Origin of the sequence: Paraburkholderia agricolaris (assembly GCF_009455635.1) — a bacterium.
Classification (GTDB): Bacteria; Pseudomonadota; Gammaproteobacteria; order Burkholderiales; family Burkholderiaceae; genus Paraburkholderia; species Paraburkholderia agricolaris.
Map to the genome: position 1 here is coordinate 2,232,798 of NZ_QPER01000001.1, position 12,881 is coordinate 2,245,678.

The following is a 12,881-nucleotide window of genomic DNA, read 5'->3' on the forward strand; positions in this document are numbered from 1 at the left end:
GCTTGTCTTCGATTGCCGAGCGGATTGCCGATCCGGTCTTCGGGAAGAAGGGATTGAAGGGAAAGATTCTTAACCCGCTCGAAAGAAACAGAGAGAAGGAGAGCATCATGTCCACTCCCGCCAGAAGCGTAAAAGCAACCATTATTCCCTGCCTTCGGTACCGAAACGCTCCTGCTGCGATTGACTGGCTGTGTTCGGCATTTGGCTTCGAGAAGCATGCCGTCTATCCGAATCCGGACGGTACGATCGCCCATGCTCAACTGACGTTTGGCAACGGCATGATCATGCTCAGCTCGGTTCTTGAAACGGAGTCTGAATGGACGCGGCTGATCAAACAACCCGATGAGATCGGTGGCGCCGAAACGCAGAGCGCATGCGTGATCGTCTCCGATGCAGACGCAATCCATGCCCGGGCGAAATCTGCTGGAGCCGAAATGCTGCTGGACATTAAAGATGCAGACTATGGTGGCCGCGGCTTTACATGCCGAGATCCCGAGGGGCATATCTGGAACTTTGGGACCTACAATCCATGGTGATACCCAGGCGTCCCTTGCAAAAATCACTGGCTGTTCATCGAGTCGATCCTTTGATCGTCGAGGCGTGGGTAATGGGCTGGGCGCTCTCGCGAAGAACGCCCGCTCCGACGGCATTGCCCATTGGTTTTCGGGTCGACGTCGGATTGCCTCAACAAAAAGCACGCTACGTGCTGCCGGAATTCCAACCCGAAGTCGTTGCGGATCTGGCTTCCCGCATTCATACCCCATGGACGTTCATCAAGGTTTGCACCGAGCCGCGAGCCATAGCTAAGATCCTTCCGCAGACCTGGACCGTGCAAGCGCCGGTATTCCTGATGACTGCCGCTCTCGCCGGCAACGAATGTTCGCGAGGCGAGCCGGTCCTGTCCAAAGAGTATGCCGTGCGCGTCTTTGACGAGGGGCCGATTATCCGGGTACAGGTCGAGGATGCGGCGGGTGATATAGCCGCAAGTGGTCAGTGCGCTCTGGACGGAGAATCGTGCATATTCGACCAGATCATCACGCATGAGTCACACCGAAGACGCGGCCTGGGAAGCGCAGTCATGACGCTACTGAGCGGCGAGGCCGTGGCGCGGGGAAAGACGCAAGGCATTCTGGTGGCGACGACCGATGGCCTCGCGCTGTACAGTGCGATCGGATGGACTGTCCATTCACCTGTCACCTCGGCCGTGATCATTCCCGCGGGGGAGAGCGCAGCCGGGCAATAGCTCTCTGGTAGCGGCCGCGAAATCTTCCACGCCGTTTAAAGGACATGACCTGTTACCTTGCGCGGGGCTCATCTCACTCCCGGCAGGTCGACAAGGCCGTACCTAAGAATTCCTATTGACAACCGTTTTTTTGGCGCTTTAACCTAGCGCTACGCAATTACATTTCGTACCCGTCGCCAACATTGCCGACGAGGTACAAGGCAAAAATGCCCTGTGCAGACGCTCACCCGTCTGCCCGGGGCTTTTTTTTGTCCATTGTTCCTGCAACGTCTCTAACTTGCAGTCGAAAACCCGCTGTTTGCCTGACCTCGCCCGACGCCGGATTCGCCGGCGCCGCGGCTCGTGCACGCCCGCTCAACCTATAACGGGGAGATAGGAGTATGACCAGTATCAATCGCCGACGTTTTCTGCAACTGGGCGGAACCGCCGTTGCCGCGACCGCATTGCCTTCTGCCACGCTCTGGTCCGGTCGCGCTTTTGCTGCCGAGCCGGTCAAGCTTGGGTTGCTGCATTCGCTGACCGGCACGATCGCGATTGCCGAGGCGGCACTCGTGGATGCCGAGAAGCTCGCTGTCGATGAGATCAACGCAGCAGGCGGCGTGCTGGGCCGGCCTATCCAGCCAATTGTCGAAGACGGTGCGAGCGACTGGCCGACCTTTGCAGAGAAAACCCGCAAGCTGCTGCAACGCGATCGGGTTGCGGCCATCGTCGGCTGCTATACGTCGGCTTCGCGCAAGGCGGTGTTGCCCATTCTCAACCAGCATCACGGCCTGCTGTACTACCCGACCTACTACGAAGGCCAGGAGCAGGACTCCCAGGTGATCTACACGTCGCAGGAAGCGACCCAGTCGGTGATCGCTGCCATCCAGTGGATGGCCACGCAGCAAGGCAAGACGTTCTTCCTTGTTGGCTCCGACTATATCTATCCGCGCACCTGCAACAAGATCGCACGACCAACCATCGCCCGTGTCGGGGGCACCGTGGTGGGCGAGGAGTATGCGCCGCTTGGCAACACCGAGTTCTCGTCGATCATCAACAAGATCAAGGCCGCCAAACCCGACTGGATTTACTCGACGGTGGTAGGCGGCAGTAATGTCGCGTTCTACAAGCAGTTGAAAGCGGCGGGACTCGACGGACAGCAGCAGAAGCTGCTGTCCACCGTGGTTTCGGAGAACGAGATCGACGGTATCGGCCGCGAGAACGCCGTGGGCTACTACGCGTGCATGGGGTATTTCCAGAGCCTGCAGAATCCGCGCAATGCCGCCTTCGTCAAGGCGCTCAAAGCGCGGTACGGCCAGAACCGGGTGGTGGGTGACCCGATGGAATGCGCCTACAACTCGGTGTACTTCTGGAAGAAGGCCGCGGAGAAGGCCCAGTCGTTCGATGTCGACAAGGTGATTGCCGCCTCGTCCGGACTACCACTCGATGCGCCCGAAGGGCAGATCCACATCAACGTCAGCAATCACCACGTGGCCAAACGCGTGCGTGTCGGCAGGGCGCGTGCGGATGGCCAGTTCGACATCGTCTACGAGTCCGGTCTGATCGAGCCGAATCCGTTCCCCAAACTGTGACGTCCGGAAGCGAGCGACGCATGACACCCGACATCTTCGCAATGCAGCTCTTCAACGGGCTCAGCAGCTTCACCATCCTGTTGCTGATGGCGCTGGGTCTGGCGATCGTATTCGGCCTGATGGGCGTGATCAACATGGCCCATGGCGAGCTGATGGCGCTCGGCGCGTATATGACTTACCTGACGGCGCGCTTTTTCGAGCTTTATTTGCCCGGTCTGATGGGCATCTACCTGTTCGTTGCCATTGTCGTGGCGTTCTGTTCGACGTTCGCCTTCGGCTACCTGCTCGAACGTCTGTTTATCCGTCACTTCTACGACCGGCCGCTCGACACACTGCTTGCGACCTGGGGGCTGAGCCTGATCCTGCAGCAGGCCTATCGCTCGATTTTCGGCGCCCAGGAAGTGTCGAGTCCGCTGACCGCCTGGTTGAGCGGTGCCTGGGAACCGGTGCCGGGGATCCAGTTACCGCTCAACCGGATCTTCATCATCGGTCTCACCGCGGTGGTTGCATTGTCTGTGTGGGCGATTCTGTACCGCACGCGCTGGGGTCTGAGGGCTCGTGCCGTGACGCAGAACCGCAAGATGAGTTCGGCGGTCGGTATCGACATTCATCGAGTCGACGCGCTGACGTTTGCACTCGGCTCGGGTCTGGCCGGTATCGCGGGCGCGGCGTTCACGATGATCGGTTCGACCAACCCGGGCACCGGCCAGCTCTACATTGTCGACTCGTTCATTGTGGTCGTCTTCGGCGGAATCAGCAGCCTGCTCGGCACCGCTGCATCGGGCTTCGTGATCGCGCAATCGCAGACCACACTCGAATACCTGATGAGTGGTTCGATGGCGAAGGTGTCGATCATGCTGCTGCTGATCGTGGTGTTGTATTTCCGGCCGAACGGGTTATTTGTTTCAAAGGTACGGACATCGTGAAACTAACCTCGAAAACTCTCTCATGGAGCGCCTGGTTCATCACTGCAGTGGTGCTTCTGCTGGCGTTTCCGCTATTACTCGAACCGTTCTGGATCGGCGAGTTCGGCAAGTATCTGGCATTCGCGCTGGTGGCGATCGGCATTGTCCTGAGCTGGGGCTACTGCGGCATCCTGAGCCTTGGACAAGGTATTTTTTTCGGCATTGGTGGCTATGCGATGGCGATGTTCCTGAAGCTGGAAGCGTCCGCGCCGGCGCTGCCCGATTTCATGGTGTGGAGCAGCGTCGACAAGCTGCCGTGGTGGTGGGTGCCGTTTGCCCACTTTCCGGTCGCCGTCCTCGCGATCGTGCTGGTGCCCGTGATGGTCGCGTTTCCCCTTTCGTACGCGCTCTTCATGAAACGCGTGAGCGGCGTCTACTTTGCAATCGTCACGCTGGCCCTTGCCTTGACGATGACGGTGCTGATTGTGGGGCAGCAGGGCGACACGGGCGGCGCGAACGGCATCACGGACTTCAAGACCCTGCTTGGCGCCGACGTCATCAGCGATCCGGCCAAGCTGCACATCTACCTGGTGGAGGCCGTTCTGGTCCTGATCGCCATGGCCTTCGGCAACTGGCTGATCGGTACGCGCTTCGGCAAGATCCTTATCGCCGTGCGTGACCGCGAAGACCGTGTGCGCTTCTCCGGATACGACACGGCGATGATCAAGGCGTTCGTGTTTGCGGTATCGGCGGTACTGTCGTCGATCGGCGGCGCGCTTTTCACGGTGCAGGTCGGACTCGTGAGTCCGAATTCTATCGGGGCGGTTGCCTCGGTGGAGATGGTGATCTACGCAGCGGTTGGTGGACGTCTGTCGGTGTCGGGCGCGGTGACGGGCGCTGTGGTGGTGGGGTTCATGAAATCGTACCTGTCCGAACGCTTTCCCGAAGCATGGCTGTTCTTCCTCGGCGCCATGTTCATTCTGGTCGTCGCGGCGATGCCCAGAGGCGTGGCGGGTCTTGCAGAGCGCTTGCTCCACAAGGGGGACGCCGCATGAACCAGCCTTTACAGGTTGCTGTGCCGCCAAACAGTCTCGCGGGTAGCGGCACGGTTTCAATGACACACGACAGCATGCTCGACATTGACAACGTGACGGTCTCATTCGACGGCTTCAAGGCGGTCGATTCGCTATCGCTTCGCATCGACGAACGGGAATTGCGCGTCGTGATTGGGCCGAACGGCGCGGGCAAGACCACCTTGCTCGATCTGATCTGCGGCAAGACGCGCGCGAGCGCCGGCAGCGTGCGGTTTCGCGGCGTCGAGCTGACCCGCTTGCCGGAATTCCAGATCGTGCGCGCCGGGGTGGGGCGAAAATTCCAGAATCCATCGATCTACGAAGACCTGAGCGTTCAGGAAAACCTGGAGATTTCGATTCCGCAGGCACACAGCATCCGCCGCTCGTTGTTCTTTCGCCGCACGCCGGCCGTTCGTGAGCAGATCGAAGTGGTGGCCGAGCAGATCCGTCTGACGGCACACCTGCGCATGAAGGCCGGACGCCTCTCGCATGGACAGAAGCAGTGGCTCGAGATCGGCATGCTGCTGGTGCAGAACCCGGCGCTGCTGCTGCTCGACGAACCGGTGGCCGGCATGTCGCCGAAGGAGCGCGAACAGACCGCTGAGTTGCTGCGCACCATTGCGCTCGGCAAGTCGCTGGTGGTGATCGAACACGACATGGACTTTGTCCGGTCGATCGCGCAGCGTGTCACCGTGCTGCATCAGGGGCGCGTGCTGGCGGAGGGGGGCATCGACCAGATCCAGGCCGACCCGCGCGTGATTGAAGTGTACCTGGGCCAATGAGCGGGGAACGGTCATGTTGAACGTAGCGAATCTCAATGTGTACTACGGCGAAAGCCAGGTGATTCATGACGTGTCGCTAAACGTCGGGACAGGGCGTTCACTGGCCCTCGTAGGGCGCAATGGCATGGGTAAAAGCACCTTGCTCAAAGCGATGATCGGCATGATCGATGCGCGTTCGGGCTCCATCACGCTCGACGGGGTCGAACTCGCGCGCCAGCCGAGCTATCGGCGCGTCCGCGCGGGTCTCGCGTTCGTGCCGCAGGGCCGGATGATTTTCCCGCAACTGACGGTTGAAGAAAACCTGCTGACCGGTCTCGAAACGGGCCGCTACGAAAAAATCCCCGACTTCATTTACGACTTCTTCCCTGTGCTCGCCGAGATGCGCGAGCGCAGGGGCGGCAATCTGTCCGGCGGTCAACAGCAGCAGATTGCGATTGCCCGCGCGCTGGTGTCGAAGCCGAGTGTGCTGATCCTCGACGAGCCGACCGAAGGCATCCAGCCTTCGATCGTCAAGGAGATTGCCCGCTCGCTTACGGCGCTCCGGCGCGAACTGGGCATCGCACTCCTGGTGTCCGAACAGGTTTTGAGTTTTGCGCTCGAACTGGCCGATCGTCTTCTCGTGATCGACGGCGGACGGATCGTGCGCGAAGCGGATCGCGAAGAGGTGGACCTCGACGAGGTTCGCTCCTTCCTTACGGTGTAACACCGGCAATCAACGTTGGAGAGACAGTAATGCGACACGGCGATATTTCGAGCAGCAAGGATTGCGTTGGCGTAGCGGTAGTCAACTACAAGATGCCGAGACTGCACACCAAGGCCGAAGTGCTGGCAAATGCACGCAAGATTGCGGAGATGGTTACCGGCATGAAGCAGGGGCTGCCGGGCATGGATCTGGTGATTTTTCCGGAGTATTCAACGCACGGCATCATGTACGACTCGAAGGAAATGTACGAGACCGCGGCGACCGTCCCCGGCGAGGAAACCGAAATTTTCGCGGCGGCATGCCGCAAGGCCAATGTCTGGGGTGTGTTCTCCCTCACCGGCGAGCGTCATGAGGAGCATCCGAACAAGGCGCCGTACAACACGCTGATCCTGATGAACAACCAGGGTGAGATCGTGCAGAAGTACCGCAAGATCATGCCATGGGTGCCGGTCGAAGGCTGGTATCCGGGCGACTGTACCTACGTGTCGGACGGTCCGAAGGGCATGAAGATCAGCCTGATCATTTGCGACGATGGCAACTATCCGGAGATCTGGCGCGATTGTGCGATGCGTGGGGCTGAGCTGATCGTGCGCTGCCAGGGCTATATGTATCCGGCCAAGGAGCAACAGGTGATGGTCGCCAAGACCATGGCATGGATGAACAACACCTACGTTGCGGTGGCCAATGCAACCGGCTGGGACGGCGTCTACTCGTACTTCGGACATTCGGCGATTGTCGGTTTCGATGGCCGTACGCTCGGGGAGTGTGGCGAAGAGGAGATGGGCGTGCAGTACGCGGAACTGTCGGTGAGCCTGCTTCGCGATGCACGCCGCAACATGCAGTCGCAGAACCATCTGTACAAGCTCTTGCACCGCGGTTACACGGGCACGATCAATTCGGGCGAAAACGTGAACGGGGTGGCGGTATGCCCATTCAAGTTCTACGGCGACTGGATTCAGGACCCCGAGGGCACCCGCAAGGCGGTCGAAGCAATCACGCGTTCAGCGCCAGGTACGCCTGAATGTCCGATCGAGGGCATCCCGACAGAAGTCCCGTCTCATCGCTAACCTTGCGGTACGAAGCCACGCTATGGATGAACGTATCAAACCCTATCTGATTGCGAGCGAGCCGTACTACCGGCCTGCCGGGCGCGAGGTCGAGTTGTTCGAGGCGGCCTATGCGCGCCGTATGCCGATCATTCTCAAGGGGCCAACAGGCTGCGGCAAGACGCGTTTCATCGAGTATATGGCGTGGCGACTGCGCAAACCGCTGATCGCGATTGCCTGTAACGAGGATCTGAGCGCATCGGATCTGGTGGGCCGCTTTCTGCTGGACGCAAACGGCACAGTCTGGCACGACGGTCCCCTGACTACCGCGGTGCGCTGCGGCGCGATCTGCTATCTCGACGAGGTGGTGGAAGCACGTGCCGACACGACCGTGGTGATCCATCCGCTGGCGGATCACCGCCGCGCGTTGCCGCTCGACCGGCGCGGCGAACTGGTGCTCGCGCATGCGGACTTTCAACTGGTGATGTCGTATAACCCAGGCTATCAGAGCAGCGCGAAAGACCTGAAGATGTCCACCCGGCAGCGCTTCGGCGCACTCGATTTTCACTATCCGCATAAGGAAATCGAAACCGAGATCGTGATGCGGGAGGGGGCGGTCGATAGCGATACGGCGACTCGTCTCGTCGGGATTGCCCGGCAGTCGCGCGAACTGCGCGGCCGTGCGCTGGACGAGGGCATCTCCACGCGCATGCTGATTCATGCCGCCGGGCTGATCAGCCAGGGTATCGATCCGCACGCTGCCTGCCGGATCGCGATGACGCGTCCCATCAGTGACGAGGAGGACGTGCTGCACGCGCTGGACGGTTTTGTGGAGGCGCACTTTGGAACGTGACGTGGGCGTGTCCGGGGAAGGGTGGGTGTGTGCATTGCCGCATGGCGCGCCCGACGGTGCCGGTGTGTCGATCGAGGCGTTGGCGTTGTACGCGCGCGGCTTTGGCCTGGGCAGCATCAACGTCGATACGTTTGCAGAAGACGACAAGGGAACGCATGGTCCCGTTCGCGCGGCGCTCACACGGACCTCGATCATCCTGCCGCCGTCCACGCTTGACAGCGATGCACGCGGCCTCGCCAACGCAACGCTTGCGCATGCGTTCGGTCATCTTCGTTATTCGACCTCAGACCGTCCTGTTGAGAAGCGCAAGCCGTTGCTGGTGGCGATGCTTTCGCTGATCGAGGATGCACGTGTCGAGTGCCTGATGATGCGCGACTACCCCGGTCTGCGAGTGCTATGGGGCCGGTTTCATCGTGCGAGCGCTGTGCGATACGCAGAGGGGCTGAGTTTTTCAGCGCTGGCCGCGCGTCTTGGCTGGGCGTTGCATGAACCCGCGTACATTGATCCGCATCACTGGGTCAACAAGGGCCGCGAGTTGTTCTACGCGGCATGCCGTGACCTTCATGAAGTTGTCCATTTTGAAGAGGCTGCCGCGATTCTCGCGAACGACCTCGGCCAGATGCGCGTGCGCCTCGACGCGTCGTCCTATCAGGTCGAGCCGCCGTATCGTGATGACAACAGCTTCCTGTGGCGGTTCGACGAGACGGAACCGGTCAATGTCGCGCGCACCGAAAGCGGGGAGCTGTGTGGCGGGGCGGAACTCGGCACGAGCGACGAAGCCGACTTGCGTAACTCCGGCGCGACCGTGCAACAGGAGGTCGTGACTCGCCTGTATCCGGAATGGAACTACCGCACTGAGACGCTGCGTGAAGACTGGGTCACCGTCGTGGAAGGCGCGGCGCCGCTGGAGTCGCCGGCGTGCGCCGGGCAGCAGCATACTCTCCGGCCGTCGTCCGGCCCGAGTCAGCGGCTCCAGCCGAGGTGGCGGCAGACTTTCAGCGCACGGCGTCTGAGACGTCAGATCGATGGTGACGATTTTGATCTGGACGCGTTGATCGAGCATATGAGCGCGCGGCGCGGCAAGCGGGAGCCGGATGGCCGCGTTTATACCCGCGCGGGCCGTGAACCGCGTCCCGCCTCGGTGCTCCTGCTGCTGGATCTGTCGATGTCCACCGGGCGGCAGGTCGACGCCTCGGCGTTGAGCCTGCTGGATCGCGAGAAGATTGCAGCCGAGCGCATCGCTTCGGCGTTCGATGGTGCCCGCCACCGCATTGCCCTGCATGGTTTTGCGTCGAACGGCCGGTCCGCGGTACGTTATGTGAAGCTGAAGGAATTCGGCACACCGTATGCCGCGCCACAGCGCCAGCGCTTGCACGCGCTGCGTCCGGCATGGTCGACGCGTATCGGTGCTGCACTGCGTCATGCGGGGCATTGCCTTGCACGTGAAACCAATGCGTCAAAGAGCATTCTGCTCGTCACAGATGGCGAGCCCTCGGACATCGACGTGTTCGATCCGCGCTATCTGCTCGAGGACGCCCGTCACGCCGTGCAGATGCTGGACGCGCAAGGCATCCGGACGCATTGCATCAGCCTCGATGACGAGGCGCATGCGGCGGTCGCATCGATTTTCGGGCATGGCAACTGTGCGACTCTGCCGCACGGCAGTGGTTTGAGCGCCGCCCTTGAGCGCGTGCTGGCGAAGGTTGCGGGGCGATGAAATCGGCCGCGGGTTTCTTTCTGCGCGTGGCTTTGCGTTACGATAGCTTGCGAAGCCGGCTAGCAGCCGGTCCTAACGAGCTGAGGATTTAACATCGTGGCACACACTGACCCTGTCAAAGTGGGCGTGCTGTACTCAGAGACCGGCGTGACGTCGTCGATCGAATCGTCGCAGTTGTTCGGCACGCTATTCGCTATCGATCAGATCAACCACGCCGGCGGCATCAATGGACGCGAGATCGTGCCAGTGCGCTACGATCCTCGCTCCGAGCCACGCGTCTATAGCCAGCTAGCCGAGCGCCTGATTACCAGCGACAACGTCAAGGTAATCTTTGGGTGCTATATGTCCAGCACCCGCAAGGCGGTCATTCCGGTCGTCGAGCGCTGGAACCGCCTGTTGTTCTATTCGACTCTGTACGAGGGGTTCGAATTTTCCGAGCACCTGATCTACACGGGCGCGGCGCCGAACCAGAATAGCGTGCAACTCGCCGAGTTCATGACGTCGTCGTTCGGACCGCGCGTCTATCTGGTCGGCTCCGACTATATCTATCCCTACGAGTCGAACCGCATCATGGCAGACCTCGTGAGCCAGCATCCTGGTGGTGAGAAGGTCGGTGAGCGCTATGTGCCGCTTAACGCATCCGAGGAGGATTTTGCTGACGTGCTAGCCGATATCCGCATTGTGAAGCCCGACTTCATTTTCTCTACCGTGGTCGGCAATGCGACGCAAAACTTTTATCGCGCGTATGCGCGGGCGGGCTTTGATCCGGACAGGTTGCCTATCGGCAGCCTCACTACCACCGAAGTCGAGATCGCGCAGATGGGCGGAGAAATCGCGGCCGGACACTACACCTCGGCGCCATATTTCCAATCGATCGACAGCGACCTCAATCGTGCCTGCCTCGCACGCTTTCGCGAGGGATTCGGTGAGCAGATCGCACCGAATGCGTGTTGGGAAGCCGCCTACTTCCAGGTCCACCTGTTTGCCAACGCCATGCGTGCGAGCGGCAGCGACGATATCGATGCGCTGATGCCCGCTTTGCTAGGGGCGAGTATCGACGCGCCGCAAGGACAGGTCCGCATCGAACCGTCGAACCATCACGCGTCTCTGTATCCGCGTATCGGCCAGGCCAATGCAAACGGACAATTCACGATCCTGCGCGAAACGCGCAACGCTGTGTATCCGGACCCGTATCTCGTCGCGCATTCGCTAGGCGACTGGACGCTCCGTATGACCCCGGTGGAGAATTGAATGCGCACCAACGATGAAGGTGTCCGCGGCGGTACCGACGCGATATCCTCGTCGACTCGTGCCGGCTCGCAGGTTCTGAGGGATCTGCGTTCGCTGCATGTGTGCGTATTTCATCCGCACGATCGCGACGGCGAATTGCTGATGCAACAGTTGCAGCGAATCGGTTGCCAGGTACATTGTTTCTGGCCGCCGCTCGATACACCCGTGCCGGGCAGCGATCTGGTGTTCATTGGCTTGTATCCCGATACCATCACCTACGATTTCGCGTGGTGCGATGCCGACGATGCTCCCTCGGTGGTCGCCGTGGTCAATTACGAGAATCCGACCATTATCGACGCCGTGCTGCGAGTCGGCGCGAAGGCGATCGTCGCGGCACCTGTACGTTCATTCGGTGTATTGAGTGCGCTTGTGCTGGCCCGCCAGATATCGGGCGATCTGAAGAAGCTCAACAAACGTATCGCGCGGCTTGAAGAGCGGGTTTATGGCGCTCGCAAGATCGCTGAAGCGCAGGAAATCCTGATGCGGCAGCATGGCATCAGCAAGCCGGAGGCGTACAAAGCCATTCGCGATCAGGCGATGGGCAAACGCGTGTCGGTCGAAGAGATCGCGTCTGCGATCGTCGCGGCTGACGAGATACTCTCAATTGGGCGTTAGACGCGGTTTGATGGGGTTAGGCGCGGTCTGACGTGGGTGTCGCGCTGATTGTGCGACTACATCGGGCTACTGTTTTTTCCTCGCTTGCCTTCATGTGCTGCTGACACTCGTTTGGTTCAGCGTCTTGATTGCCGCTACGGTTCCGTTGAGCAGATTCTTGCGGCGGCCGGCTGCCGTGAAGACGCTAGATCGTCTGACGGGTGATGTCTTTGTCGCATTTGGCATCAGGCTCGCCGGGTCGACTTCTCACTGAAATAACGGACGGCAGCGCCATATTTTCTGTTTCTCCCTCAAAAACGAAGCTGTCCAGCACGTAGCAGTTCTTCAAAAATCGACTCGCTATATAAGCCGTTGGTCTCCACTATCAACGGCTGACCCTTCATTTCCTACGGGAAACCGACCTCCAGATTTCGTTGCTTTTGCCGATTGCCTGACCTACTATCAAGCAATAGTAAACTGGTCTACTGGCGATGAGCAAAGCGAATCACGACACACGGGCGAAACTTGTCGCCGAGGGGCTTAAGTCCATGATTGTCAATGGGTATGACGGGATTGGCCTGAACGCCATTCTCGATGCCGCGGCCGTTCCCAAGGGCTCGTTCTACTACTTCTTCAAGAGCAAGGAGGAATTTGCCGCTGCAGTACTGGAGGCATATGAGCGGCACTACGTCGAACTGCGGGACGTCATCCTCAACGATGTGTCGGTGAGTCCGCTACAACGGCTAAGAAATTATTTCGATGAGGTCGAGCGCATTCATCTCGCGGAAACGCCACTGGGTGGATGTCTGTATGGCGTACTTGGACAGACAGCACGCGCGCGCACGCCGCAGTTCCGCGCAAAGCTTGCCGCCGTGTTTTCAAGCTGGGAAAAGCAGCTTCAAGGTTTGCTCAAACAGGCGCAGCTCGCGGGTGAGATTGATCCATCTATAAACCCAAAAGACGCCGCAGCCTTTCTGATCGACGCGTACGAGGGAATGCTGATTCGCACCAAGGTCGACGGCAACAAAAAGGCGTTCAACAGATTCAAGACCTTTGCTATCGACTCGCTTTCCCGTTGACGTCTATCGACAGGACTGTTTACAC

13 protein-coding genes and 1 pseudogene are annotated in these 12,881 nt (G+C 60.0%); all 14 read left to right on the forward strand.

What is annotated here, in order from left to right:
* The first annotated feature begins 107 nt into the window (after positions 1-107).
* The 14 genes and pseudogenes from GH665_RS10075 to GH665_RS10140 all read left to right on the forward strand — a co-directional run bounded on the left by GH665_RS10075 (position 108) and on the right by GH665_RS10140 (position 12,856).
* On the forward strand, positions 108-536 hold the full coding sequence (locus GH665_RS10075) for a VOC family protein (RefSeq protein ID WP_153138353.1): 429 nt from the start codon (positions 108-110) through the stop codon (positions 534-536).
* A gap of 14 nt (positions 537-550) precedes the next feature.
* Positions 551-1,243, forward strand: a complete 693-nt coding sequence (locus GH665_RS10080) for a GNAT family N-acetyltransferase (protein WP_167530934.1) — start codon at positions 551-553, stop codon at positions 1,241-1,243.
* Positions 1,244-1,623: 380 nt separating this feature from the next.
* Positions 1,624-2,814 carry an urea ABC transporter substrate-binding protein gene (gene urtA / locus GH665_RS10085; protein ID WP_153135744.1) on the forward strand — a complete coding sequence of 397 codons (1,191 nt, stop codon included), beginning with the start codon at positions 1,624-1,626 and terminating at the stop codon, positions 2,812-2,814.
* 20 nt (positions 2,815-2,834) lie between these two features.
* Positions 2,835-3,740: an urea ABC transporter permease subunit UrtB gene (urtB, locus tag GH665_RS10090; RefSeq protein ID WP_153135745.1), complete on the forward strand. Its 906-nt coding sequence runs from the start codon at positions 2,835-2,837 to the stop codon at positions 3,738-3,740.
* Entirely contained in the window at positions 3,737-4,774 is a 1,038-nt protein-coding gene (urtC, locus tag GH665_RS10095) for an urea ABC transporter permease subunit UrtC (RefSeq protein ID WP_153135746.1), read from the forward strand. The genes urtB and urtC overlap by 4 nt, the downstream gene beginning before the upstream one ends.
* Positions 4,775-4,833: 59 nt before the next feature.
* Positions 4,834-5,574 carry an urea ABC transporter ATP-binding protein UrtD gene (urtD, locus tag GH665_RS10100; protein ID WP_153138355.1) on the forward strand — a complete coding sequence of 247 codons (741 nt, stop codon included), beginning with the start codon at positions 4,834-4,836 and terminating at the stop codon, positions 5,572-5,574.
* A gap of 13 nt (positions 5,575-5,587) precedes the next feature.
* Entirely contained in the window at positions 5,588-6,277 is a 690-nt protein-coding gene (urtE, locus tag GH665_RS10105) for an urea ABC transporter ATP-binding subunit UrtE (RefSeq protein WP_153135747.1), read from the forward strand.
* 29 nt (positions 6,278-6,306) lie between these two features.
* Positions 6,307-7,344 (forward strand): aliphatic amidase, encoded by a 1,038-nt coding sequence (locus GH665_RS10110; RefSeq protein WP_153135748.1) that lies wholly within the window; start codon positions 6,307-6,309, stop codon positions 7,342-7,344.
* Positions 7,345-7,366: 22 nt separating this feature from the next.
* Positions 7,367-8,176 carry a CbbQ/NirQ/NorQ/GpvN family protein gene (locus GH665_RS10115; RefSeq protein WP_153135749.1) on the forward strand — a complete coding sequence of 270 codons (810 nt, stop codon included), beginning with the start codon at positions 7,367-7,369 and terminating at the stop codon, positions 8,174-8,176.
* Positions 8,166-9,893, forward strand: coding sequence for a nitric oxide reductase activation protein NorD (locus tag GH665_RS10120; protein ID WP_153135750.1), 1,728 nt, complete (start codon positions 8,166-8,168; stop codon positions 9,891-9,893). Before GH665_RS10115 ends, GH665_RS10120 begins: the two co-directional genes overlap by 11 nt.
* A gap of 96 nt (positions 9,894-9,989) precedes the next feature.
* A complete protein-coding gene (locus tag GH665_RS10125; protein ID WP_153135751.1) occupies positions 9,990-11,144 on the forward strand; it encodes a transporter substrate-binding domain-containing protein in 1,155 nt (384 codons plus the stop codon).
* Positions 11,145-11,798: an ANTAR domain-containing response regulator gene (locus GH665_RS10130; protein ID WP_153135752.1), complete on the forward strand. Its 654-nt coding sequence runs from the start codon at positions 11,145-11,147 to the stop codon at positions 11,796-11,798.
* Between the two features lie 82 nt (positions 11,799-11,880).
* Positions 11,881-12,051 (forward strand): annotated as a pseudogene (locus GH665_RS10135) (LysE family transporter); the annotation flags it as partial.
* A 217-nt stretch (positions 12,052-12,268) separates the two neighbouring features.
* The gene (locus GH665_RS10140) at positions 12,269-12,856 is read left to right on the forward strand and encodes a TetR/AcrR family transcriptional regulator (RefSeq protein WP_153135754.1); all 588 of its coding nucleotides are present in this window, start codon (positions 12,269-12,271) and stop codon (positions 12,854-12,856) included.
* Positions 12,857-12,881 lie beyond the last annotated feature (25 nt).